The sequence below is a fragment of the Paenibacillus sp. MAHUQ-63 genome (genome assembly GCF_028765165.1).
Lineage (GTDB): Bacteria > Bacillota > Bacilli > Paenibacillales > NBRC-103111 > Paenibacillus_E.
Genome location: NZ_JARADB010000003.1, coordinates 784,302 through 809,274 on the forward strand (window position 1 = coordinate 784,302; position 24,973 = coordinate 809,274).

Annotated in this window: 30 protein-coding genes; 8 read left to right on the forward strand and 22 right to left on the reverse strand. The window is 44.7% G+C overall.

Going from position 1 to position 24,973, the window contains the following annotated elements:
- The first annotated feature begins 15 nt into the window (after positions 1–15).
- Positions 16–903 (forward strand): LysR family transcriptional regulator, encoded by an 888-nt coding sequence (locus tag PUT07_RS19495; protein WP_274470038.1) that lies wholly within the window; start codon positions 16–18, stop codon positions 901–903.
- Here the strand turns inward: PUT07_RS19495 and PUT07_RS19500 are convergent.
- Positions 875–1,456: a cysteine hydrolase family protein gene (locus tag PUT07_RS19500; RefSeq protein ID WP_274470890.1), complete on the reverse strand. Its 582-nt coding sequence runs from the start codon at positions 1,454–1,456 to the stop codon at positions 875–877. The genes PUT07_RS19495 and PUT07_RS19500 overlap by 29 nt on opposite strands.
- Positions 1,457–1,607: 151 nt before the next feature.
- Here PUT07_RS19500 and PUT07_RS19505 point away from each other — a divergent pair, with 151 nt between their 5' ends.
- Positions 1,608–2,030, forward strand: coding sequence for an Lrp/AsnC family transcriptional regulator (locus PUT07_RS19505; RefSeq protein ID WP_274470039.1), 423 nt, complete (start codon positions 1,608–1,610; stop codon positions 2,028–2,030).
- Between the two features lie 60 nt (positions 2,031–2,090).
- Here the strand turns inward: PUT07_RS19505 and PUT07_RS19510 are convergent, their stop codons facing one another.
- Positions 2,091–2,543 (reverse strand): GNAT family N-acetyltransferase, encoded by a 453-nt coding sequence (locus PUT07_RS19510; RefSeq protein WP_274470040.1) that lies wholly within the window; start codon positions 2,541–2,543, stop codon positions 2,091–2,093.
- A 139-nt stretch (positions 2,544–2,682) separates the two neighbouring features.
- Here PUT07_RS19510 and PUT07_RS19515 point away from each other — a divergent pair, with 139 nt between their 5' ends.
- Positions 2,683–3,597 carry a hypothetical protein gene (locus PUT07_RS19515; RefSeq protein WP_274470041.1) on the forward strand — a complete coding sequence of 305 codons (915 nt, stop codon included), beginning with the start codon at positions 2,683–2,685 and terminating at the stop codon, positions 3,595–3,597.
- A 56-nt stretch (positions 3,598–3,653) separates the two neighbouring features.
- On the opposite strand, the gene PUT07_RS19520 is transcribed toward PUT07_RS19515, so the two are convergent.
- Positions 3,654–4,412: a cyclase family protein gene (locus PUT07_RS19520; RefSeq protein WP_274470892.1), complete on the reverse strand. Its 759-nt coding sequence runs from the start codon at positions 4,410–4,412 to the stop codon at positions 3,654–3,656.
- A gap of 103 nt (positions 4,413–4,515) precedes the next feature.
- On the reverse strand, positions 4,516–4,950 hold the full coding sequence (locus tag PUT07_RS19525; protein WP_274470043.1) for a protein-tyrosine phosphatase family protein: 435 nt from the start codon (positions 4,948–4,950) through the stop codon (positions 4,516–4,518).
- Positions 4,951–5,046: 96 nt separating this feature from the next.
- Between PUT07_RS19525 and PUT07_RS19530 the strand changes: the two genes are divergently transcribed.
- Positions 5,047–5,682 (forward strand): peptide-methionine (S)-S-oxide reductase MsrA, encoded by a 636-nt coding sequence (locus tag PUT07_RS19530; protein ID WP_274470044.1) that lies wholly within the window; start codon positions 5,047–5,049, stop codon positions 5,680–5,682.
- A 15-nt stretch (positions 5,683–5,697) separates the two neighbouring features.
- Here the strand turns inward: PUT07_RS19530 and PUT07_RS19535 are convergent, their stop codons facing one another.
- Positions 5,698–6,297 (reverse strand): TetR/AcrR family transcriptional regulator, encoded by a 600-nt coding sequence (locus PUT07_RS19535; protein WP_274470046.1) that lies wholly within the window; start codon positions 6,295–6,297, stop codon positions 5,698–5,700.
- Between the two features lie 178 nt (positions 6,298–6,475).
- Between PUT07_RS19535 and PUT07_RS19540 the strand changes: the two genes are divergently transcribed.
- A complete protein-coding gene (locus tag PUT07_RS19540) occupies positions 6,476–7,129 on the forward strand; it encodes a peroxiredoxin-like family protein (RefSeq protein WP_274470047.1) in 654 nt (217 codons plus the stop codon).
- Between the two features lie 60 nt (positions 7,130–7,189).
- Here PUT07_RS19540 and PUT07_RS19545 read toward each other — a convergent pair whose 3' ends face one another.
- A complete protein-coding gene (locus PUT07_RS19545) occupies positions 7,190–8,071 on the reverse strand; it encodes a putative RNA methyltransferase (protein WP_274470048.1) in 882 nt (293 codons plus the stop codon).
- A 272-nt stretch (positions 8,072–8,343) separates the two neighbouring features.
- On the opposite strand from PUT07_RS19545, the gene PUT07_RS19550 reads away from it, so the two are divergent.
- Positions 8,344–8,898 (forward strand): DUF3231 family protein, encoded by a 555-nt coding sequence (locus tag PUT07_RS19550; RefSeq protein WP_274470049.1) that lies wholly within the window; start codon positions 8,344–8,346, stop codon positions 8,896–8,898.
- 123 nt (positions 8,899–9,021) lie between these two features.
- Here the strand turns inward: PUT07_RS19550 and PUT07_RS19555 are convergent, their stop codons facing one another.
- On the reverse strand, positions 9,022–9,753 hold the full coding sequence (locus PUT07_RS19555; RefSeq protein WP_274470050.1) for a DUF4253 domain-containing protein: 732 nt from the start codon (positions 9,751–9,753) through the stop codon (positions 9,022–9,024).
- Between the two features lie 300 nt (positions 9,754–10,053).
- Here PUT07_RS19555 and PUT07_RS19560 point away from each other — a divergent pair, with 300 nt between their 5' ends.
- The gene (locus PUT07_RS19560; RefSeq protein ID WP_274470051.1) at positions 10,054–10,455 is read left to right on the forward strand and encodes a VOC family protein; all 402 of its coding nucleotides are present in this window, start codon (positions 10,054–10,056) and stop codon (positions 10,453–10,455) included.
- 158 nt (positions 10,456–10,613) lie between these two features.
- Positions 10,614–11,900: a galactokinase gene (locus PUT07_RS19565; RefSeq protein WP_274470052.1), complete on the forward strand. Its 1,287-nt coding sequence runs from the start codon at positions 10,614–10,616 to the stop codon at positions 11,898–11,900.
- 198 nt (positions 11,901–12,098) lie between these two features.
- Here the strand turns inward: PUT07_RS19565 and PUT07_RS19570 are convergent, their stop codons facing one another.
- From PUT07_RS19570 to PUT07_RS19640, 15 genes are all read right to left on the reverse strand, one after another.
- Entirely contained in the window at positions 12,099–13,100 is a 1,002-nt protein-coding gene (locus PUT07_RS19570) for a type I glyceraldehyde-3-phosphate dehydrogenase (protein ID WP_274470053.1), read from the reverse strand.
- Between the two features lie 32 nt (positions 13,101–13,132).
- Entirely contained in the window at positions 13,133–13,699 is a 567-nt protein-coding gene (locus PUT07_RS19575; RefSeq protein ID WP_274470054.1) for an NADPH-dependent FMN reductase, read from the reverse strand.
- 163 nt (positions 13,700–13,862) lie between these two features.
- A complete protein-coding gene (locus PUT07_RS19580) occupies positions 13,863–14,087 on the reverse strand; it encodes a DUF896 domain-containing protein (protein WP_274470055.1) in 225 nt (74 codons plus the stop codon).
- Between the two features lie 170 nt (positions 14,088–14,257).
- Positions 14,258–16,117 (reverse strand): FtsX-like permease family protein, encoded by a 1,860-nt coding sequence (locus tag PUT07_RS19585; protein WP_274470056.1) that lies wholly within the window; start codon positions 16,115–16,117, stop codon positions 14,258–14,260.
- Positions 16,107–16,862: an ABC transporter ATP-binding protein gene (locus PUT07_RS19590; RefSeq protein WP_274470057.1), complete on the reverse strand. Its 756-nt coding sequence runs from the start codon at positions 16,860–16,862 to the stop codon at positions 16,107–16,109. The genes PUT07_RS19585 and PUT07_RS19590 overlap by 11 nt, the downstream gene beginning before the upstream one ends.
- Positions 16,863–17,023: 161 nt before the next feature.
- Positions 17,024–18,019: a sensor histidine kinase gene (locus PUT07_RS19595; RefSeq protein ID WP_274470058.1), complete on the reverse strand. Its 996-nt coding sequence runs from the start codon at positions 18,017–18,019 to the stop codon at positions 17,024–17,026.
- Between the two features lie 13 nt (positions 18,020–18,032).
- Positions 18,033–18,725 carry a response regulator transcription factor gene (locus PUT07_RS19600; protein WP_274470060.1) on the reverse strand — a complete coding sequence of 231 codons (693 nt, stop codon included), beginning with the start codon at positions 18,723–18,725 and terminating at the stop codon, positions 18,033–18,035.
- Between the two features lie 89 nt (positions 18,726–18,814).
- On the reverse strand, positions 18,815–19,537 hold the full coding sequence (locus PUT07_RS19605) for a class I SAM-dependent methyltransferase (protein ID WP_379240069.1): 723 nt from the start codon (positions 19,535–19,537) through the stop codon (positions 18,815–18,817).
- Between the two features lie 39 nt (positions 19,538–19,576).
- Entirely contained in the window at positions 19,577–19,795 is a 219-nt protein-coding gene (locus PUT07_RS19610) for a hypothetical protein (RefSeq protein WP_274470062.1), read from the reverse strand.
- A 467-nt stretch (positions 19,796–20,262) separates the two neighbouring features.
- Positions 20,263–20,775: a hypothetical protein gene (locus PUT07_RS19615; protein WP_274470064.1), complete on the reverse strand. Its 513-nt coding sequence runs from the start codon at positions 20,773–20,775 to the stop codon at positions 20,263–20,265.
- 61 nt (positions 20,776–20,836) lie between these two features.
- Positions 20,837–21,364: an RNA polymerase subunit sigma gene (locus PUT07_RS19620; RefSeq protein WP_274470065.1), complete on the reverse strand. Its 528-nt coding sequence runs from the start codon at positions 21,362–21,364 to the stop codon at positions 20,837–20,839.
- Between the two features lie 281 nt (positions 21,365–21,645).
- A complete protein-coding gene (locus PUT07_RS19625; RefSeq protein WP_274470066.1) occupies positions 21,646–21,807 on the reverse strand; it encodes a hypothetical protein in 162 nt (53 codons plus the stop codon).
- Positions 21,808–22,062: 255 nt separating this feature from the next.
- On the reverse strand, positions 22,063–22,545 hold the full coding sequence (locus PUT07_RS19630; protein WP_274470067.1) for a hypothetical protein: 483 nt from the start codon (positions 22,543–22,545) through the stop codon (positions 22,063–22,065).
- A 211-nt stretch (positions 22,546–22,756) separates the two neighbouring features.
- Positions 22,757–23,272: a hypothetical protein gene (locus PUT07_RS19635; RefSeq protein ID WP_274470068.1), complete on the reverse strand. Its 516-nt coding sequence runs from the start codon at positions 23,270–23,272 to the stop codon at positions 22,757–22,759.
- 250 nt (positions 23,273–23,522) lie between these two features.
- Positions 23,523–24,953: an aldehyde dehydrogenase family protein gene (locus PUT07_RS19640; protein ID WP_274470069.1), complete on the reverse strand. Its 1,431-nt coding sequence runs from the start codon at positions 24,951–24,953 to the stop codon at positions 23,523–23,525.
- Positions 24,954–24,973 lie beyond the last annotated feature (20 nt).

Below are 24,973 nucleotides of genomic sequence, written 5' to 3' on the forward strand. Positions count from 1 at the left end.
CAGGGGAAGATCGCAATGAACCTCCATGCCTTACGCTTGTTTCATGTCATCGCTACGACCGGAAGCGTGACACGCGCCTCCAAAGAGCTGAATATAAGCCAGCCTGCCATTACCGCCCAAATCAAAAAATTCGAGAAAGAGCTGCGTCTCACACTGCTGGAACCTCAAGGCAGAGGCGTAGCCTTAACCGAAGCCGGGAGCGAGATTGCTAATCTGGCGAAACGGCTTTTTGCCGTCGAACAACAAATTGAACAGTTCTCCCAGGATTACCGCAACGGGGTCAAGGGCTGCATTCGGATAGCCGCAACCTATTTGCCCGCTCATTTCCTGCTGCCTGTCTGGATCGCCAATTTCAAACAACAATACGAGCTGGTTGAAATGATGATTACCACGACGAATTCAACGGATGCTCTGAAGCAGCTGTTGCATGCGCACGTGGATATCGCCATTTACGGGGGAATCCCCGAGGTATACCCGGATACGATTCAGTCCGAAGAATTGTTTCAGGACGAGCTGTGGTTTGTCGTCGCACCTGCTCATCGCTATGCCAACCAGCGGGTTTCTCTGTCCGAGATGATGAAAGAACCCTTTGTCATGCGTGAGGAGGGGAGTTCGACGAGAGAACGATTATTATCTCTCTGCCGGACCTACAATTCCTGCACGCCGACGATCTCTTTGCAATTCAACGGGCTATATGAAGCGATAACGGCCGTTATCGCGGGTTACGGCGCAAGCTTCGTCTCGTCATTAGTTGTACGTGAACATGTTGAGCGCGGACAGCTATGCCGGGTTCATGTCGATGGAATCAACCTCATCAATTCGATTGCAATCTGCACGCGCAGAAACGAGCCATTATCTGCTTCTGCCATGAATTTTATCCATATGATTCGTGATAATCTATGATCGCAAGTACATCTTTGGTTGTACTAATCTGTGCGAACTCTTCATGCAAGTTCACTAGAGTCATCTCGTGAATGTTCTCTGGCGTGTGATAGGTTCCATCAGGTCCGCTGCGACCGAATGTCGCACAAGCATCTTCGACAAGGATAGGATTAAATCCTAAATTGCCGGCCATACGGGTTGTCGTTTCCACACAATGATTCGTCGTTAGCCCTACGATCACTATTTGCTCACACGCCATCTGCCTAAGTACTTGCTCTAGATTAGTGCCAATGAATGAACTGTTCACGTTCTTAAGGAAAATGTGCTCTCCACCCATCGGCTCGATCCCCGTTTTGAATTGGCAAGTTGGTTGATTGTGATAAAAAAGCGATGATTCTATTGGCGATACGTGCTGAACGAACATGACGGGTCTCCCTGAAGATCTCCAAGCTTTCAGCAATACCTTCATATTATCCTCTGCATCCTTATTATTTCGTTCCCCCCATTTGGGGTCGTCAAATGCTTTCTGTACATCAATCATGAGTAAGGGTGTTTTTGGTGCTATCAAGCTCATCGTCACAGTTTTGCTACCTCCGTAAGTTAATGCAATCATTCTACCGAAAAGATCAGCTCATTTACACAAGGATATGAATGTGTTTTAATGAATCGACTTATGAAAGCAAGGAATTTGCGAGGATATACTTATTAAAATAAAGGAGGCCCTCATGGACCAGGTTGACCTTAAAATTGTGTTGGAACTTCAGATGAACGCGCGCATTTCGATGACGGAGCTAGGCCAGCGCGTTGGCCTCACAGCCCCAGCGACTGCTGAACGCGTCAAAAAGCTTGAGGATCGTGGCGTCATCGAAGCCTATCGGGCGAAGCTATCTGCGGAAGCCTTTAATAAACGGGTAACAGCTTACATTTTATTTGAGACGGAACGCTGCAAAGCTTTCGCAGAATTCTGTAAGGAGCATCCAGAAGTGATGGAATGTCATCGACTTGCGGGACAATACAGCTACCTTGTTAAACTTGTCACCGAATCGGTACAAACTTTGGAAGCTTTTATCGACAATGCCATGCCCTATGGCAAATCGTCTACACATATCCAGCTCTCTTCCCCAGTTGACTACAAAAGCTTTCGCTAACTGCAGGATTACACTCCAAAAAAGGCAACCGGTCTGTTCGGCTGCCTTTGCTTTATAAACTTATAAGTCTTGAGATAATCGAATCATATCCCTACACGGAATTCCGTTCTCATAGATCTCTTCTTCGTAGTGTCTAATGAAAAAGTCCACATCCACACCAATAATTCTAAAGCCACACTTTTGATAGAGGGCTAATTGTCCAATGCCAGAATTCCCTGTGCCAATTTCAATTGTTTGATATCCTCTCTCCTTGGCTGCATGAACGGCATGTAAGACTAACTGCTTCCCTAGACCTTGTCCTTGCCTATCTTCCGTAACCGCAACGTTCACCAATTCAACCGTGGCAGGTCTTGTAGGTAAAAGCACATAAGTACCAATTATTCGGTTATCCTCTTCGGCTACAACACACTCCCCTCTTTTGACATATTCCTCTACGAGCTTTCGGGATGGGTCCGCTAATAATAACAATTCCATTGGATAATTTTCGTTCGAATTCAGTTTTCTGATGTTCATTTCTTTCTCCTTCTAGATTGGTAAAAAGCAAGATGATCGGGTTGTGCCTATCAATCTCTTTATTTTGCTCTCCATTCAATATTGAGGTACCATGAATTGTGGTAGTAACACATATAAGCTTTCAGTTAGGAGAACTGATATGAAAAACAAAGCAGGAAATATGCTAAAGGCGGCAGTACTTGCGTTTGCAGTCATTCTGGCGGCAGTTCCAACCTTCACCCAAACCGTTTCAGCGAATTCGTCCCTCCAGAGAAACCAGAGAACATCCTCAGTTTCTGCCGATCAACCGATCTACAAATACCCGTTTGAAGTGATGAAGGCAGTTAGAATCTATTTAGGCGCTAAGCCAAATTCGACAGAGATGGATCGTCAGATTAACACAATGTCAAAAACAGAAATCATGGATATCTACCTTGCATCCAAACACAATAAAGCAAAAGGGAAAGTCATAAGAAAAGCTGTAGATGATATTTTCAACATAAGTCTGGATACCATCTCCGCGAATGGGGAAGGAAATATCATGGCTAGCTACCCTGCAGACATCATGGAGGGCGTCCGTAAATCGTTGCATATTGATCCTTCATCTACAGAACTCGATGCCAAAATCATGTCTATGGCCAAAGTCGCCGTTATGGACAAATTCCTTCAATCCTTTGGCAAAGAAATTTCCGGATCGGAAAGCAGAAGGATGATTAATGAAATATTCGGTGTTAATCTGAATGGAATTGATTCATTAGCCAAAGCCCGTATATCTCTTTTCTCAAAAGGACAATGGATCACTCAAACTCCTACAGATATCTTCGTTATTCTTACAGGAAAAGGTGACGTCGATATAAATGTTGGTGTTACAGATTACTACAAGCAAAAAACAGGATCCGATCAGCTGCCGGTTGAGGTTCAGGACTTCCTGAAAAATCTTGGTTTTACATATCAAATTGAAACTAACTTCTATACGTACACGAATCCTAGCGGCGAATCAGTGCCTGATTCGTTCAAAGGTCAATTGATTGGGAAACTGGTTTCATACATCCATGATCATTATTTAACACTGTAATATGAATTACAAGAAACCAGCAAACTCAAGGGTTTGCTGGTTTTTTCATAACAAATTCATTCCTCTACGATTGCGACCGGGCGTGACCAGCCCGCACTCGCCTTTTCCACTTTGACCGGAAAGCAGCATACTTTGAAGCCGAACGGCTTCGGAATTTTTTCCAAATTGGCCAGTTTCTCGATCTGGCAATATTCCCGGTCCTTACCGACATAATGTGCGGCCCACAGGACACCTTCCCTTGGCTGCTTCTTGTAAGCTTCCGCTTGCAGGTTGAGCGGGATGTCCCAGCCCCAGCCGTCCGTACCGACTACCTTGATGCCTTGATCCAGCAGCCAAAGCGTAGCTTCGGCCGATACACCGGCGTGAAGGAACGCATAATGCTCGTGATACAACCGCTTGTCCGCATCGCTCCGGATGAGAACAATATCGTACGGTTTCAACGTGTACGCGATCCGTTTCAGCTCGGCTTTCAAGTCATCCGTCGTAATCTCGTAACCCGGCGGCTTCGTGCTGAAATCGAGCACGACCCCGTCGGAATAAAACCATTCTAACGGCAGTTCGTCAATGGTTCTTGCCTCTTTCCCTTCCGAAGTTGGCCAGTAGTGCCATGGTGCGTCGATATGAGTACCCGCATGCGTATTCAGGGTTACCGTTTCCGTCGCCCACGCTTTACTTTCCGGAAAATCCTCCTGCTTAAGCCCAAGTGCCGCCGCCGCTTGCTGTGCCCCGGCCTCATGGTTCGAATACTCGATCTTCGCCGGTAAAGGCTCGCGGATACGCGGGCTAATCGGCACGCTTAAGTCGATAAGCTTCATCATTGGTTCCTCCCTTGTCTCCCGATTCAAGCCCATTATAGCATAATCATCCAAATGCAGAACCTCCACCCTTGCGGGATGGCCTCTTCTCCCAAGAAAATGATCAATTCCCGTCAAATATTTTCTCTAGAGCTTCACGCTGCGGAGGCTTAATATTTACTTTTGGACGTATGCTTTTTGCCATGGCCTCAGCTTCGTCAAGGGTATTCGCTATACCTAAAGTGATGAGGGTTCCAGCAGCCACCGCGCCGGCCCGGCCGCCGCCGCCGCAGTGAAAGCCAACCTTCTTACCGCTTTTGTAGGCTTCAACCACATGGTTAATCGCTTTCTGGAACCATTCATCTTGGGGACCTTGTGCATTGTCTCCCAGCGGGACTTTAATCCATTCTACGTTAGCGTTTGGATCCGCACATTCCGTCGCTTCGCCGCGTAGATCTACAATCACTTCCACGTTTTCGTTTTTCACCATGTCTGCAACGTCCGCAGCGCCGCCGAAGAAGATCTTATCGTCAATGAGGCTTTGATAGTTTTTTGGCATGTCATTCTCCTTTAGTTTGGGTTTTCTAAGCAAGCTGTTTTCTCCGTTTTCATTATCGAGCTTCCAAATGGTATGATGAATATGGAGGTGGCCAAGATGAATGATGGCACAATTCAAACTTTAACATTGGGTATGGGTTGCTTCTGGAGCCCTGACGCTTTGTTCGGACAATTAACCGGCATCATAAGAACGCGTGTAGGCTTTGCCGGAGGGACGACGGATCATCCGACTTACCGGCATCTAGGAGACCATAGCGAAATGGTCGAAATGGATTTCGATTCTGGTATCGTAAGTTTGGAGACCCTGTTGAATGTGTTCTGGAGCAACCATAATCCATTGAATATCAACGATTACAAAGGCCGACAGTATAGATCCTTGATATTATTTCGAGATTCCACACAGAACGATGTCATCCAGGAGGTCAAGAGAAGCATCGAGGAACAAGGCCAAGGAATACTGGACACCGAGATTGCTCCTTTTACCGTTTTTTATCCTGCCGAAGATCGACATCAGAAATATTATTTGAAACGGTATCCAGCTGCGGTTGAAAAACTGAGAACGATCCTTCCCACCGATGAAGAACTGACGAATGCCACCTTGGCTGCACGCTTAAACGGTTTGGCTAAAGGTTATACCAATTTGGAGAAAATTATCAATGAAATCCGGACCTGGCAAATGAGCGGTAAGGAACAAGAAGAGATCATCCAGCTAATCAAACAAATAAAATGGTGAGGGCAACCGGGTTGTTCAATGGATCTTCGAGCAGAATTGCTCCAGGTAGGAAGAGAAACTGACCATATTCATTTTCATGTACCTGTTGTCTCCTTCCAGCTTGCTGAGCATAATGCCGCCTTCCAATAACGAAAAGGCAAACGAGGCTAATGCGTCCATATCTAGGTTTTCTTTGAATTCCCCTGTTTGTATCCCTTCATTAATGATCCGCTTCATCATGTCCAAAGCATCGTGTAGACCGTGTTGGGCTCTTTGACGCAATGTGGGATGTGTATCGTCACTCTCTACGGCTGTGTTCTGTAAGGGGCAACCGCCTATGAATGGGGGATTGTTCACAACATCCTCATATACACGGAAGAATGCGAGCAGTCGGCCCGCTGCGGACTCCTCTTTACTAATCGCTTCGGCTAAACTCCTGCCTACAACACTGGCGGCATACTGATAGGCTTCCAGGGCAATTTCGTCTTTGCTGCTGAAGTGGCGATAGATTCCTCCCTTCTGGATCCCGGTAGCGGCGATAATATCGTTTAATGACGAACCGGCGTATCCTTGTTGGTTAAAAAGCTGCGCGGATTTCATGATGATATGTTCCCGTGTTTTTTCCCCTTTTTTCATATATCCTCCCCTACGAGTGAGATTCTGTTTAATCATTATAACAAAATTTAGGATTACACTCTTGCCTTCCGCTCGGGATGTGATAAAATCAAAAAAGATACCACATGGTATCTTTTGCTAATATGTTTATATGGGTGTTGTCACGTCTCTAATGTCCACAAAAAAGGAGAGTTGTGCCATGACGCTTCAAGAACAATTGGATCAGCAAAAAGCGGGCTTTATGACAAGAGTACTTGCAGAGGTTCAGGCTGATATTTTACGGCTCGTGAAGGAGCAGCAGCAATCCGGTATCGATTTCGGCCTGAAGGAAGGGGCCCAAGCTCCGAATTTCACGTTGACCAATCCGCTCGGCGAACCAATCACCCTGTATGACGAGCTTGCCCAAGGGCCGGTTGTCCTGGCCTTCTACCGCGGCAGCTGGTGTCCGTTCTGCAATATTCAGCTCAGAGCCTACCAGCAATTACTGCCTGAGATGGAGAAGTACGGCGGCAGGCTGATTGCCGTCTCTCCGCAAAGCTCTGATAACACGCTATCCCAGAAGGAGAAAGAGGAGCTGACCTTCCAGGTGCTAAGCGATCCGAACGGCCTTGTCGCCGAAAGCTACAACCTTTTGTTTGAATTGCCCGTTTATCTTCAGCACACCTATCAAAAGCTTGGACGGGATCTCACCGGGTTCAATAACACAGACCGTTGGATACTGCCGGTTCCGGCGACGTTGATCATCGATAAGGAGCATATCGTGCGTCGCGCCTACGTCGATCCGGATTTCATGAAGCGGATGGAACCGGAGGAAATCATCGATCTATTGAAGAAAATGAACGGCGGGTATTGATCGTTCAAATTAAATAACGGCAGTCTTGTCAACTGCCGTTTCTTTGTATGCATTTGAGCTCTATCTCTTTCCAATCAAAATTTTAAAGTCCATAGTAACTTGTTTCAGATTCATCCGTGCGATTTTTTCTATGCGCTCCTTGGAAGTCCCCCAGGATAACGGCGTCATGCCGAGCAAAGGTTCGATTAAGGGCCCACTCAAGTTTACTTGATAGCGAATGCTTGCAACATCTAACAACTTGAACTGCTCGCTGAAATGACGAATTGTAAGTGAATTTGAATAAACCTGTTTATCGGATCCCTGATAGAAGATTTCTCTTAGTTCTTTCAGATAATCCCGTTCAGGGACGACTTTAATCACCAAACCATGATCCGTCATCAATCTCTGGAATTCTGAATAATTTGCCGGTGAAAGAATGTTTAGAATGAATTTGAATTGCTGATTTGCAAATGGGGAGTTCGCAATGTCCGCGACACACCAAATCACATCCGAATATTCGGCTGCAGCCAAACGAATCCCCTCTTTTGAAATATCAATTCCTACAGCCAATAGCGGGTTTAGTTTTTTCCGCTTTATTTCTATTAGTATGTTATTTAAGTGAGTGCCTTCCCCACAACCTGCATCCAGTATGCTTATAGGTTCATAGCTCGGGAGTTGACTCCTAATAATGTCACTTACCGCAGCATGTAAGGGATTAAATAAACCCCTTTTGCTGATCACCCTTCTGTCTTCAAAAATTTTTTGATCATACTTTGTATTACTGGCTCGGGACAGCAGGTTCATATATCCTTGTTTTGCTATATCAAAACAGTGCTGATTGCTGCAAACTAGACTTCGTAAATGGATCATTTGCATCTGTTTTTTACATAAGGGGCAAATAAATATCTCTTGAAAGCTTTCAATTTTACCAGCGCTCATCAACTTTTTACTTTTTTCGAACACAAAAAGCACCCTTTCATTCGTATTAGGTGAATGAAAAAAGGCACAGTCAAATAAGCCCTAGCCATTTTTGTAAAAAAAAGCTGGGTTATGTGAGCTGCACCTTACATTACCGTAAACGAATGAATTTGATGATCATGGGTTAACGCTCCTTCATTGTCCTCCATTAAAACATTCTTATATTAGCATGTTTCAGCTTGTAAGAGAATTGAATAAAAAAACCTTTCCTTGCAAAAAATAACTTTCGACATCATTACATATCAGGAGTTGAATCAATGACTAATATATTGGAATCAGCCATCGATACGATTAAATCGCTAACGGATGAAAAAAAGCCTCAACCCCTTCATGTAGGAGAGGTCATGGCTTGTTGGTTTTACTTGGCGGGACTTGAATTGGCCAAAGTAACGGTTCAATCCGGTATGAATACCACGAATGACACGGAACTTCAAAACATGCTGAAACAAGATTTGGAACTCAACAAAAGTCAACGGGAACAGCTCTATACCTTCATGCTGAAAGAAGGAATAACTTTACCGCCTGCTCATGAAGATATGCCCAACTCGGATCCTAACAGTGTCCCGCTTGGTGTGAAATTGAAGGATGAAGTGCTGGCCAATGAGTTATCTTTAAAAATAGCCAGTTTGATTATCCGTGCGGCAAGTGCCAATGCAGAATCGATTCGCACGGATTTTGGCATCATGTTCCTTCAATTCCAGGCCGAAAAAGTCATGCTGGGGGCTAAATTAAAACAATTAATGCGAACTCGCGGCTGGATTAAAATACCTCCGCTATTCATTCCACCCGGTTCCGAGCACTCACAAACGTGAGATTCACCTATACTGGCTCCTCTTTAGAGACGATCTGAAAGAGGAGCCTTCTGCGTTTGTATCCTATTGCCCCTTTATCAATGTTATGAACTAAAGTTTACCGTCAGTGTATTAACAATGTTCTTAGTCCCACCAAAAATACCATCGTGGGGAATTAATAAGTGATCCTGCTAGAGAATTTACTGTTCCCACCCCTTGCCAAACAATGTCACCACAAAACCCAAATTGTTCCCAAGCTAGAAATTCTGATTCTTCCTGTGTTTTAGGCGGTTTCTCAACAAGTAATTCCCAAACATCATGAGTGACTAATCCTGGTCTGGCTCCATATTTTTCATACCAGTATTTGAACACTGCAACTTGCTCCTCTGGTAAAGGACAAGAATTAAATCCGCCCATCGGTATCCAAGCGGCCACTTCCCAAGGTTTAATTGTAGGGATTTTTGCAATCATTATAGTCTGATTACCCACATTTTCGATTGACATAAAATCATTCATCTGTTCCTCTATAGAAAACTCACCAATGATGTCGTACTCTTCCTCCTCAGGCATGACTTCATCAATTCGTTTCTTTAATAATTCTATTGCATCAATATCATTCGCCTTGGCTATGATTGATTCTCTACGATACTTATCAGTCATGGTATCAACGATTTCAATCATAATCTCAGAAGGAATAATTATTAGAGGCGTATATCCTTCGTCTTCTCCCTTAATTAGAGCTTGCTGGTACTTAGTCATAATTCTTTGAACATCGTTTTCTCGAATAATTTGACACTCACAGCCTAATTTAGAAATGATCTCTTTTAGACTATCCTTCTTTTCCGTTTTTTTCCTGAACCTATCGAATATTCCCACGCCTAATTAACCTCCTAAATTAAATCTATAGGTATAGGTCTAACAATATCATTAATCGTTCACCGTTTCGTGGTTCTCTCAATGCCTTAATATCTCTATTGGTTATGCCATACAAGTTCAACACGATATCACGTAATCCTGTCCGTTTGCCCGTTTGACCGTTTCGTAGCCGACGCGAAATCCAGCAGACGCCGCATCCAAGCCCCCTATACAAGATTCGCTTCTGCTGCCAGAAGTAGAGTATAATAGGTGTAGTTGAGATTATTTTCCATTGAGATTATATTCCAGGAGGCTACCGCAATGTCACAGGAGATTTGGATTAACCTGCCGGTCAAAGATGTTGAGAGGTCAACTGCCTTTTTCAATGAGATTGGATTACATGCAGTGAGTTTTGGTAACGAGAGAGCCAAGCTTGCCATCGGCCAAACAACGATTCTGCTGTTCCCGGATGCGGCGTTCGAGAAATTTACAGGTTCAAAAATCGCAGATACTTCCCATAGCGCAGAAGTCATATTTTCAATTGGCGCTGAAAGCCGAGAACAAGTAGATGCCTTCATTCAAAAAGTAGAGTTTGCCGGAGGAAGCATCTTTGGCAAGCCGAGCGAAACGGACGGCTGGATGTACGGTGCAGGATTTGCCGACCTGGACGGTCACCGCTGGAACCTGCTGTACATGGATCAGAGCAAAATGCCGAAACGCTAATAAGGAAACGCCGGTCACCTGCTTAAGGTTACCGGCGTTTTTAGATGTACGTGCCTCCGATGACTTTCATAAATATGCTACCTGTGAGCGCTGCCTTCCGGTACAATGGACATGATAACTACTAACACAAACTGTTAGAACTAGGAGGAACATTCACGATGAACGATCAATTCGAGCAGCTTTTTCATTCGGCTCAGGCCCAACAGCTACTGGACCAGATGTACGGTAGCGAAGAACGAGAGGGACAGATCGACAGGTACAGGAGGTGTAAGGAAGGATACAGTACCCAATATGGAAGTACAGAGTCCTTGAAATACTTCAGTGCTCCGGGTCGCACCGAGATAGGCGGCAATCATACGGACCATAACAATGGAAAGGTGCTGGCGGCTAGTATTCAGTTAGATACGATTGCGGCTGCAGCAGCCGTGGACACCGGAGTGATTACCGTCGTTTCCGAAGGGTATCCAGGCATGTCAGTCATCCATCTAAATGATCTAGAGCCTCAGTCAGGCGAGGGCGGGACGGCTGCTTTGATTCGCGGTATCGTACACGGCTTCCAGCAGCACGGGTACCGAATCGGCGGATTCAATGCATACGTCAGCAGTAACGTGCTTCCGGCATCAGGTCTCAGCTCCTCTGCATCTTTCGAAGTTCTGGTCTGCCAGATACTAAGTACCTTTTATAACAACGGAGAGATGGATGCGGTCATGATGTCGCGCATCGGCAAGCATGCCGAGAATCTTTATTGGAACAAGCCGTCAGGAATGCTAGACCAGATGGCCTGCTCGCACGGCGGTATGATCACAATCGACTTTAAGGAGCCGACAGAGCCTCAGATCGAGCGTATTCCAGGTACTTTCGAAGCTGCAGGCTACAGCCTTGTCATCGTCAGCACCGGCGGTAATCATGCTGACCTGACGAAGGACTATGCATCGATTCCGAACGAGATGCGGGCGGTGGCGCAAGCCTTCGGCGTAGAGGTATGTCGCGATTTGACGGCAGAGATGATCTACGGCCGGCTCGCGGAACTCCGTGAAACTGCCGGAGATCGCGCGGTACTGCGGGCGCTCCACTTCCTGGATGAAAATGACCGCGTAGGGCGGCAGGTAGAGGCAATTCAGGCGGGCGAGTGGCAGAACGTGCTGAAGTATATTACCGCCTCAGGGAATTCCTCGTGGAAATGGCTGCAGAACATCTACCAAGAATCGGTGTCGCGCGAACAGGGGATTGCGCTTACGCTCGCCATTACCGAACGTTTCATCGACCGGTTAGGCGATGGTGCTTGCAGAGTACACGGCGGCGGGTTCGCCGGCGTCATTCTCGCCGTTCTGCCACATGCGGCGGTAGCGGAATACCGGGAACTCATCGCGCGTACGACTGGAACGGAAGTGTTCAAGATCCGGGTACGCGAAATCGGTGCGGTCTGCTTGAATACGCTCTTATAGGTTCCTTGGCTTAATCAACGATTGTATGCTTCCCTTATGCGAAAGGTTATTTATAACTCACCTGTCGTAAGGGGAGCATGCTTTTTTTGTTCAAGCCGAGTATAGACGAAAAAGATGCACCCAAGCATGTATGGGCTGCCACTTTCGGCTCCGCGCATACGATCTTAGATGCATCCGTTTCGTCATCCATTGTCCAGCTTATGATTTTGCGACAAGATAAGCAGCTACCTCAGCTAACCGAGAAGCATAACCCCATTCGTTGTCATACCAAGTAGCGACGGACAATAGTTCACCTTGTACTTGGGTCAATGGCAAGTCAATAATCGAAGAATGTGGATCCGCTACAATACGGGACGAAGCCCATTCCCCTTCCAATACATCAAGAACACCTTTCAATTCGCCTTCTCTTGCCGCTTTTCGGAACATATCGTTAATCTCTTGAACCGTGCACGGCTGTTCCGTTATCAAATTAAGCTCCGCGATGCTTCCCGTACGGGTCGGAATCCGATAGGCTTTGCCTGTGATTTGCAGGTCGTTCCAAATGAATTTCAGCGCTTTGGCTGCACCTGAGGACGACGGAATGATGTTCTCGGCGGCGGCCCATGAATCGCGGCGATCCTTCATCGGCTGATCCGTTAACGATTGCGTGTTCGTATACGAGTGCACCGTGGAGAATAATCCATATTTAATGCCAAAGTTTTCTCTGACCAATTTGACAACCGGTGCAAGCGCATTGGTCGTACAACTCGCCATGCTTATGATTTTATGCTTTTCCGGATCGAAGCTTTCTAAGTTGATTCCTTTCAGTAAGACGGCGTCGCAATCGTCTAAGGTTTTGCTCGGACCGCTGACAAGCACCCTTTTGGCCCCTCGCTCCAAGTGCAGTTCGGCTACGGCTCGCGTAACGGCTCGTCCGGTACAATCAATGACCAGCTCAACGCCAAGCTCACCCCAATTGGGTAACTCGCTGGCCGAATTTAAGAACCGGATCTCACGGTCGCCGATGACGATTGCACCTTCATGTGCAGATACTTGCTCATGCCAACGCTTGTAATTCGTATCCACTTCAAAAAGTGCGGCAAGCGTAGATTCGTCTTTAATATCTGATATCGAATAGGGTGTAAACAAATTTTGTTGCAGAGCTGCCCGAAGGAGCTGTCTTCCGATACGTCCAAATCCAAAAATCGCAATTTTACTCATAATAGCCTCCATATATGTTAGATTAGTTAATCTTACTGCTCATTCAGCCGTTGTACCTGATCCATCCATTGCACAAATGATTGAACGTACCGCTGCACATATTTGCGAGTCGTTTCATCTGTGAGCTTGCGGGTAGTTGAATCAATCTTATCTGTGATTTGCGAAATATACATTTTCTGAGCTGGCATCACATAGGACAAGGTGGCATCCAACGTTTGCCTGATTTGCTGCTGCGAAAGAATCGTCCCTTTGGCGCCAGGTGTTGCGCCTATCACACCTACAGGTTTATGAATTAAGACAGCCGTTTTGGTTGGTGTCGATGCCCAGTCCAGTGCATTCTTCAATACACCCGGTATGCCTGAATTATACTCTGGGCTAACTATGAGAAGACCATCTGTCTTCTGTAATGCCTCGCGAAAATGCCTAACTGAATCCGGCCCGTCCCCATGATCCAAATCCGCGTTATACAAAGGTAAATTAGCAATCGATATGTTTTCATATGCTGCGGAATCTACAAGGTCCGGTATCGTATTTGCTATCATTCGGTTGAACGAGTTTTCTCTCAAACTTCCTACAATAATCCCTATCCTTTTAGACATCAAACAACCTCCAGAATTCAATCTCAAAATAATCATACAATACTTTCCATAGTTCGTGTGAGGTAACTTTAGATAAGCGTACCGCCGCTGTTAACCTGGCAGGATGCCAACCACCAAGTTATCTCTATTTCAACATTCTTAAAATTAAGATATGTGGCGTGAATTATTGAGTATTAGCTATTTTTTGGGCAATAAGCTTTTTCGGCGTCACATCGTTCCCTAACTCATCCATTACAGAGACTCCCAACAGCGTCGAGAATAGTTGCCCGCGTAAAATCTGTAAATACTGCGTCCGGATTTCTGCCTGTTCCAATTTCTCGGTATCAGATAGGCCTGTGCTGCGCTCAATTCTGCTTAGTTCATTAATTCGGTTCAAAATTGGAATCATGTTCTTTACCTCCTCGAAGTCGATATCTTAATTTCGTTTATCTTAATTTAAAGATAACTGATTTAAAGATAATTGTCAATAGCTATCTGAAAGATTATTCATCGCACTTCGATTTCAAAGAAAAAAGCAACCGCATCATGACGGCTGCTGCTGTGGAGTTTATACCCGCTTCAACTGAAGCTTAAATGCTTTCTGATCACAGTCAAGTAATTCCTTCTAATGAATAAGAAATAACCGATCTGAAGGAGCAGGAAGATGCCCATCACGGTAACCGCGGCGGCGCCGACTTCCAGCTTAAACAGCCTCTGCAGAGTTCCTAGCGCAACGGCGGCATGAACCGATGCCACGATGTACGGGAACAAGAACAGTACGCCGATTTCTATCGAAACCATTCTTCTCATTTCTTTCCACGTTACACCGATTTTGTGCAATTGTTTATACTTCTGTTTGTCCGTTTCCTGATCCATATAAAATTTGTTGTAAATGAAGCTGCCTGAGGCCACGAAGAAGATGGTGCCTAAGAATACGGATAAGAACATCATCGTGCCGTAAGCTCTTTTTTCCGTTTCATAAACATGAGATTTGGACACAAATAACACTCTCTGGTTATCTCCATACTTCTTCTCATATTCATCATAGACGACATAAGTGCTAGACCAATCTTTTACGTCAAACAGATACTGGGGCTGAACTTCTTCCGAAGATACAAGTCGATCAAATGAACTATCGGAAACAACATATATCGCATGAAATTGATCTTGAAACAGCTTTGCTCGTATTTCTTCCGTTATAGGGATGCTGTTTCCCTTGATGACTAAATGATTAACGCCGACGTTTTCCTCGGGTGGAACGATGATGACTGCTTCTTGCTCCCGAAGAGCAACGGTTTTCAAGTTTAATGGCTTGGAGAGTTGATTATAAACGCTTGCTTTGATTACCGGTAATGCCGCCGCGTCCTCTTGGGAAACATATTTCGTATCTATCACTATTTTTTCATAGGGAAAACGATGCTGCTGCAGCTGTTCTTCAATCCAGCGGATTTCTTCTGCAGCGGAAGGATGACTACCTAGCGTTTGATAAGTGAAAGCCAGCGGATACCGCTCTTCGATTTGATTGAAGGTATTCGCCCAAAAGACATAGGAAGCGCCGCTCAAGATAATAGCAGCTGTCGATGTGATCGTAATGATGAAAAACATGCGGGTATTGTCACGTATTCGATAGAACAGATTGGATACCCAGATTAGATTCGTGTTTCGTAAATAAAAGAACCTGTTCTTTTTTAATAATGCGATCGCGTAAACGCTGGACTGCGAGAATAACAAATACGTTGCTATGACGACCATGCCGATAATAATTAAAATGAATTTCTCCAGATTCTCCTTGATCGGAACCAAGGATAAGGCATATCCGCCAATCAGCAGAAGGAAGCCGAAGACCGCGATCCCTTTGGAAAACTTGGGAATGCTCTTAGGAGCCCTCGTTGCTTTAAGCAGACGTAAAATATCTTGGTCCTTCACGATCCAAGATGTGAAGAAAGAGACGAATACACCGAGCAGCAGGAAGCATCCGAGCGTGATTAGCATCGCTTTTCCCGGGAAATAAAACGGCAAGGAAGAAAGCCTCAGCAGCTTCTCGATGATGATCAGGAACAGTTTGGAGAAAACCAAACCTGTTAAGATGCCGCCGATGGCTGCCGCGGCGCTGATGATCATATTTTCTATGGCGATCATCTTGAGAAGCTGTTTCCTCGACATGCCGAGCATATATAGGGTGCCGAACTCCTTGTACCGCTTTTTCAATAATACGCTGATGGAATAAAAGACAAAGAAAAACAAAAATAAGTAAGCAGTTATTTCAGCTCCCATAAGAGATACTTGAATATAGGATTTGAATGTCCCTTTATCGGGATGCAAAATAAACGTAGTCAGAGAGAAAAATAAGGTAACGGAGATCAACGTACTTAAGAAATAAGCGAAATATGCCTTTCCGTTGCGTAGAACATTTCTCGCCGCGAACTGCTTAAACTCCATGCGAAGCTCCTCCTAAAAGCGAAAGCACATCCAGAATTCGTTGATAGAACTGCACCCTGCTCCCACCGCTGTGAATTTCATTGTAGATCGTGCCGTCTTTAATGAAGATGACCCGATCGCAATAGCTGGCTGCCATAGCGTCATGAGTTACCATCATTGTGGTCAGCTGCTGTTCCTTATTGACCTTCTCAAACAGCTCCATGACGGTTCTTGCTGATTTGGAATCCAAATTTCCGGTTGGTTCATCGGCCAGGAGGAGAGAAGGATGATGAATGATGGCTCTAGCAATCGCCGTTCGCTGTGCTTCGCCTCCGGAAACTTCATAGGTTCTTTTGCCCAGCAGGTGATCAATACGCAGTGTTTTGGCAATAGCGTTCAGTCTACTTTCCTGCTCCATCACCGGGATCCGGTCCAACGTAAGGGGCAAAACCACGTTCTCCCCGATGGTTAACGTATCCAGCAGGTTAAAATCTTGAAAGACAAAGCCAAGCTCCCTGCGTCTAAAAAGCGCTAATTGATCTCCCTTCAACTGTAACGGATTGAGGCCTTTAATTAGAATGTCTCCTGCTGTGGGCTGGTCGACCGTCGAAATCATATTTAACAATGTCGTTTTGCCGCTGCCCGATGGTCCCATGACGCCCACAAATTCCCCGGGTTCAACGGAAAAACTGATTTGATTTAAAGCATGATGCAGCACTTCTTTGCCATAGGTTTTACTAACATGACTGACTGTTAACATGTCCATTGCGACGACTCCTTTGTATGATAACTTTCATCTATCTACACTTTACCTCGCCGCCTCCCTATGAGCGATTCATCTTGCTTACTCGAAGCTTACATTGTTGTAAGGTTCGAAGGATGCAAAAAGAACATGCACGAGAAGCAAGGCACGTTCTTCAGAAGGTACTAGCTATGATTCGCTTGGATATGATCAAAAAGAATGGTGACTTTCGTCCCCCGGTTCACTTCGGACTGAATATGAATGGGATGATGGAGGTTGTCGCATATCTTCTTGGCAAGATACAGCCCCATTCCCGTCGATTCTCCCATAATCCTTCCATTTTCCCCGGTGAAGAAAGGGTGGAAAACTCTTTTGATATCCTTCGGATGGATACCAATGCCCTCATCCGTGACTTCCAGCACACTATGCTCGTCTGTCTTATAAGCGGATACTGTCAAATATTTGCCCTTACCGCTGGAATACTTGATGCCGTTGATTATCAGTTGCTCGATCACAAATTTTATCCATTTGGCATCGGTATATACCTCAATGCTGTCATCCACATCTGCTTTCGGCAGGATTTGATTTTTAATGAACAGCTTTTTCTCCTGGCTGATGCTATCTACAATTAACGGCTTCAAACGGACCTTCTCGATTACAAAATCTCTTTCAAACGCATCGAGTCGCGCATAATATAAGGCCATATTGAGGCCTTTTTCCATTTTATAAACTTCTTCGCTCATGCTGTGCACATAAGGCGCTCTGCTTGCTTCCAGCTCAAGCCTGATGACCGAAAGCGGTGTTTTCATCTGATGCACCCATTGATTGATGAAAGTTAAGTGTTCTTGATGGTTCTTGTTGATTTGCTGTATGTTCTCTTCATATAAACGGTATTGCTGCTTGAAAAGCGCGGAAATCTGGCGCCCCCAAAATGAATCGCCTTGATCCACAGAGGACTCCTCGATAGATTGGAAACTACGGTGCAATAAGGCATAGACATCTTTAGTCTTCACATATTTCCAGCCTAAGCATACAAGAAGAATGAAAGAATTGAATAAGAATGCGTACAAAACATCTGCCAATCGAAAATCGCTTGCAAGAACGCAGTAAAAAGTGGTTAACATCACCGATAAATAGTAAACAGCGATATAACCCTTATGCTCATCTAAAAACAAACGCATATGCCACCGCCTTCTACCAGCTCTTGTTTAATTTGTAGCCCAAGCCTCTAACCGTTTCGATCCCATGCTCGATAGCAAGATCCTGCAATTTTTTTCTTAGCCTGGTGACATTGACGTTGAGCGTGTTCTCTTCCACAAAATCAGCGTGATCCCACATTTGTTCCAAGAGATAGTTCCTGTTCACTACCCGAGGGTAGGTTTGAATCAAGCTTTCGAGCAGGATCGCTTCTTTCTTGGTCAGAACGGCCGTCTTGCCTTGAAACACCAGCTCTAATCGTTCCGGGTATAATTGTAAACCGTCCAGTTCGATGACCCGCTCGCCGGCCGCATGAGCATAGTCTCCAAAGACTCGTCTGATTTGGCTGTTTATTTTGGCCATGACGACCTCGTAGGAGAATGGCTTCGTGATGTAATCGTCGGCACCGTTCTCAAGAGCTCTCACTTGATCCAGCCCGCTTTCTCTCGCCGATATGAATAGGATGGGGACCTTGGAAGTTTCCCTGATCCGCCTGCACCAATAAAACCCGTCAAACTTGGGCAAGTTAACGTCCAGCAGGACGAGATGAGGCTTGATGAGATGAAATTGTTCCATGATGCTTTCAAAATTCTCCGCCACGCTTGCCGAAAGTCCATATTTCTCAATATGCTCTTTCAGCAGACGGCTTATCGAGGTATCATCTTCTATAATGAATATTGTATAGTTCATAGCGAACGCCGCTCCCCCACGTTTAAAATCACTCCCATCATACCATTTTAACCAATCGTGTTTATAACCATAAGAGCGGGTATTGCTCTTCAATTACACCTACGGCTATCTTGTACTGCCCAGGTTACAACGTCACTTTTCAGTAACACTTCTTTACCGTCTCTAATAATTTCAATTTCGTAACCCTTAACAGTTTGTTTCAACACTCGCCAATTCTTATACAACATTTGGAGTTTGCTAACTAACTCATCTGTATCGAACAGTAATTCGAACATAGGATCTATCTGTGCACCTGTTCCTATAACAGTTTCACTAATGTTCGAATTAATAATCAAACAATGAATCCCTTGTTCTCTTGTTCCCTCTATCATTTTTGTTAGTACCCTATCGAAAGTTACCTTAGAATCCAAATGCTCTAACGCTGATACTGAAAATAAATAATCATAGGAATTAGGTAAAATGTTGAAATCACTAATATCAGAAATAACTGTTTCAATTCTATCGATAACCTCGTATTGCTTACCATAATTCTCAAGATTTCTTATAGCAGATTGAAGCAAATCCACACAGACAACTTTCCCGCCAGCATTCGTGAGCCTTTGGGCTAAGGGAATACTGTTTCTTCCGACGCCGCATCCTAGATCCAGTATCCGCAAGTCATTTTTCTCATCCAATCCTTCGAATAAATCTAGAATCGTTTTTACGGGTTTATGCAGCCAAGAACCATGCTGAAAAAGTATAGAATTTTCATAACAATCATCGTGATACTGTTTTTCTTTCGATCGAATTCTCTCAAGTCGGTTAACTGACAACACTTTCCCCCCAATGGTTTTTACATTAAAATCTCTACTTTATTTTGACTCATTTAAAACCCCGTAACCACCATCTGAATTAGCGCCATATTGGTTCTTTCTTATTGTATCAATAACGGTTTCATGAAGCTCTTTCTGGGTTTTTAGGCCTTTCGTTATTCCTTCCTGCCATTTAGCGAATGCCGGTGCTTCTAAGTGAGAAACTTGTCTCCAAGTAAATGGGCGAACCACTTCATTAGCATAGACGGCTAGAATCATGCAATCCCCTGTCGTATGAACTCCACACCATCATCCTGAATACACCATCCAAAGCTCCATACAAATTTGCTTTCGGATGCATTATAATAGCATCCTCATTTAGTACACCAACGCCTTTCTTGGTGATCTCCTCATAAGTAACATTCAAGAAGTTGTTCTTCTCTTTCTCAGTAATATTCTCGATCTATTTTACCATTTTCTTCTCTACCAAGTATTGGAACTATCCCACTCTTTAGTTCAAAGAAAAAAGCAGCCGTTCCCTGACCGGCTGCCGCGCTGCTAATCACTATCGTGTCCTGTTAATTGAATACTTGCGCTCTTGCTCAATTTCACTTCGGCGTTGTAATAATGCATCAATGTATTTTTCAAAATCATGGAAGTCGCGTACACCAATCGAAATCAACGATGCCCCCTTCCTTACGAATACATTCATATAATAATTTTACTTCCGTGCACCCCATAGAGGATTATGAGGCTGATTCGTTCCAATATCCCAATTTCAACTTCTCATCTACAATTTGAAACCGGAATTGCTGCTTTCCAATCCAAAATGGATTCGGATCGTTCGCTTGATGGCGTAGTTCAGCATAAGCATTAATGATGACTACGGGACCATCCGCCCGGATCTGATCCGTTGCCCTCAGCTTTAATGTTTCTCCCTCCGTAAACCGTACAGAGCCCGCCGTATCCACTGCCTCGAACTTATCTCCGTCCTTTTGCGGAATACGGTTGTTAAACACATACACATAATCATCCAATAAAGCCACTACCTCTTTGCCTAACGGTGATAATGCTTTACGCTCCTCTAAATCCATTACTTCTGGATTCGGTGGCACATGATCGGTATACGGTTTAAACGAATCGGAGCCTGTACTCGGCAGTACCGATATGGCGGGACTAGTCGCTCGTGGAGATTCCTCTCCCACGCAACCTGTCGCGCTGGCCAATACAATTAGAAAGACAAATATATATTTCATCATAGGATCTCCACCCGTTAGGTCATAAAGGCCACCGATCAACCGACAGCCTTGCGTTGCTCGTCTATTGAATAGGCGTAAATGAAACATTCCAAATACCATCATCATCTTTAATCATTTTAAATCCCGATTTGCTTTGTGCATCTTCACTTGACTGATACTCAATATACCCTTCAAAATCGCTTAATTGTACGAATCCCCCGTTTTCAATATTACGAAATGTTTTAAGAATTTGTTCTTTTGTTCCTCTATCGGAACTCGGGATTTTTTTATCCTCTTCCTTTGACCATTGAACATACCCGCTTTTATCTGTATATAGTTCATATGCAACCTCATTTTTATTGTCCAATCTGGCTTGAACATATAACTTTGCAATACTAATTGGTTCTAATACTTTCAAATGCTGTTCATTTAAGTCTTTTTGAAAGTTGCTATACACCTCATGTTCTCTGTCTGACAATTTAAAATCTGACGATGAGGTTGTAAGTGCTGTCTGAAGTGGTGATGTTTCAGCGTTCTTACTTTCCTTGCTAAAGCAACCTGTAATTGTGACAAGTATTACCACCAATGATAAAACTATATTCATCTTCATTTTCTAACTTCACTCCTTTACATACACATACCAATATTTCCCAACAAAGTGATAGACGCGATATCCATATATAAAGTTTCGAAATACAAAGCTCAATTAGATTTTTTTTAAACGCCAATAGCTTAATGAGGCCGCCGAGGATCGTAACAATTTCAGATAATTATCTCCTATCTATACAACATTTTTACACTTTCTAATTTATCTTCTATGGTTGCACTCACCAATATAGATCCAGTCATCATTTTATATAGAGTATACAGTTCCATATTGTAGGATGTTACTTATAAGACTTGTAATTTGTTATTACCATCAGTACTTATTAAATCATACCTTAAGATATCTCCTGCGTAAATAACTTCACAAGCACGCCCTGCTATGTTCCAACGTCCTGCCCCTAAGTTATCAACACTTCCGACAATGAATGCCTCAATTCCATTCATCATTTGTAAGCCTCCAATATGGTAAATACTGAAATAGACGTTATAAACATAATGATAGTTGCGTGTATCTGCCCGTTACTTAATGAAACAAGGGACAGCTGCCTGCCTCGGCATTCTGTCCCTTGTTTTCACACTATCGTGTCCTATTAATTCAATATCATCTAATCAGTGTCTACTTGCCTTCCCAACTGCTCGTCCCCGCTTCGTCACAACAAAAAAGGCACTGATCATTGTAATCAGCGCCTACATTGTGCATGTTCATTTGTCCGTCCGGTACCGCCGCTTGAACCTGCGGCCGTAGTCCTCCAGCTGACGAAACGGCAACTGGTGACACACCAGCCCGTTCACGAGAAGCTTTTCGGAACCCGGTAACGCACTCCATTTCGAGAAGAGCCTTTCCGTCTCCGATTGCACCTCCTCTACCCAAAACTGAACCTTCTCCACATCCGGACTGCCGGCTTTGATCATGTCTAGAAGCGCCACAAGACCTTGCACAAACAAGGTCGAACGTCGGTATTCCGGACGCAGGTACGCGACCTCCACTTGACAGATGTGCCGATCCTCATAGCCGTTAAGACCGGTTCCATAGACGAAACCGGCAGCTCCGACAACCTCGTAATCCTCTTCCGAGAGGATCAACATCGCCTTACCGAACATAAGTGGACTGCTCACAAAACTAAGTTGAACGGCAAATGCATACGACATGTTCAGATCGGCATAGTGCCGGAGCAAGAACTTCACGTAAATCTCATAATCCAGTTCCGTCGTACACGGTCGGCATAGATAGGACATTACTTAGCAGGTTGCGGCTGTACTTGTGGAATTGCTCTCAAGGTATCATTGAGAATAGCGAATCTTCCCAATTTACCGCCAGTTTTTTTGTCGATATTTGGTGGTGGCAAAAACATTGTGTGATCCTCCATTTCGCATTAAGTAGTATTTATTACCTACATTATACCTTGAAAAGTCGGGTTAAGGTAGTCCTTATTTGGTGAATTTTGACACAAAACACAGTCTCTTCTCCAAGTGGACTCTCTTGCGTATGGCTTATATTGGCAAATTTGGAATAAAGTTTGCATATGTATGTATTCTCCGATAAAGCGTTGAATCTGAGTTCCTGAACATTCGGATGCGCTTCGGCGATCAGTTCAACCATGTAATAGAGTCCTTTCACAAATAGGCGTGTCCCCCGGTGTGCTTTGTCCATAATAGCAAAATTTACGAAGGCGATTTCCTGATCGGCGAAATCTTTCTCAGGCGTGCCTTGATAATAAGTCATCATCCCCAGCACGTTATCGTCTGAATCCATGATAGCAATCAAATGGCCCTGCGTAATATGAGAACATAATAGGGAGACCATGTCCAAAGTACCATAAGAAGGATGCAATTCACGTCTGTTCTCAACAGCAAATAAACTGACTTTGGCCAAATCCTCGTCGCTGACGCAACGTTTGCAGTAGGTTGTCATCTATAGAGCTCCTTTCCCGGTATTGCCTTTCATGTACGGCTCATCCGTATTCGTTTCAACGTGTCACGACACAGACTAATAGGCTACGGCATAAGCGCCTTCAACTAGTCTCCGCCTTTCATTACTCATAGAGTATCGCAGTTTGTCGAAGCTGTAAACGATTGCGGGTTCATTCGCAACAAAAAAGGAGCCTCTCGCTTTTCGAGTGCCCCTTAGAAGCTTCACTTCTTTAAACTTACCCAATTTCAATTTAGTTACTTACGCCATGGCCTGTAATTGTTTTCGTTTCCAAACACTCTTCTATACCATATTCCCCATATTCCCGTCCAATTCCCGATTGCTTATACCCGCCGAACGGCGCTTTCATTTCGTGAACGGCCCCGTTAATGAGGATGGTTCCCGCCTCAATTTGGGAAGCAAGCTCATTCGCTTTCTCCAAATTTCCGGAGTGAATATAGGCAGAGAGGCCGTAGGCCGTATGATTGGCCATCTCAACAGCTTCTTCTTCTGTTTTATAAGTGAGAATCGCTTGTACCGGTCCAAAAATTTCTTCTTTCGCAATCGTCATTTCTTGCGTTACATTCGCGAAAAGCGTTGGCTTCACGAAATATCCGCTCTCCAGACCCTCGGGATGACCAAGCCCGCCGGTGACCAGTTCGGCGCCTTCGTCCAAACCGATTTGAATATATCTCTGCACATTCTGATATTGTTTTTCTGTAATAATCGGACCGAGCGCAGTATCTTCATGTGAAGGCAGGCCGACTTTCGCGGCTTCCAGCGCCGCTTTTGCCAATTGCTTAACCTCTTCAAGGCGGTGCTCTGGAACAAGAAGGCGAGAACCGGCGATACAAGCTTGACCGTTGTTAGTAAGAGCTTGGTTTACGGCAATCGGTATCGCTTTTGCAAAATCCGCATCGTCCAAGACGATAATTGGCGACTTGCCGCCAAGCTCCAGCGTGACTCGTTTCATGGTATCGACGGCGCCACGGCGGATCTCTTTCCCAACACGAGTTGAACCTGTAAAGTTAATCATGGCAACATCCGGGTGACGTGTCAACTCGGCTCCAACCGTGTGTCCGTACCCATTCACGATATTAATCACCCCTTTGGGCACACCTGCCTGGTGGAAAGCTTCGACGATCTCATCCGTCTGAATGGCGCTAAGCTCGCTTGGCTTAATGACAGCCGTACACCCCGCCGCAATCGCCGCAGATAACTTCGCTGTAATTTGAGAATAACTTGCATTCCATGGAGTGATAATCCCAATTACACCAATTGGCTCAGATACGATTTTGGCTGAGGCAATATAGCGCGTGAACTCAAATTTCTCTAAGGCTTCCTTCGTATTCAAGAAGTTGCTGGCTGCAAGTTTCACTCTGCCGACCGCCATTCTCCTCGGAGCGCCATATTCTTCGATATTGGCTTCAACCATGCTGTCCATGTTAGCCATGATTGCGTCGTGCAACCGCCCAAGGATTTCAAGACGTTCCTGAACGGATGTATGTCTGAATGTCTTGTAAGCTTCTTTAGCAGCTGCGATAGCTTTCTTCGCGTCTTCTTCATTTCCAAGAATGACTTTTCCGATAACTTCTTTGTTCGAAGGATTAATTAGTACCTGTTCGTCTGTCCCCAGTGGTTGAACAAATTCCCCGTTAATATAAATTCGATTAATTTTGCGCATATATATATCCTCCCTCTCCG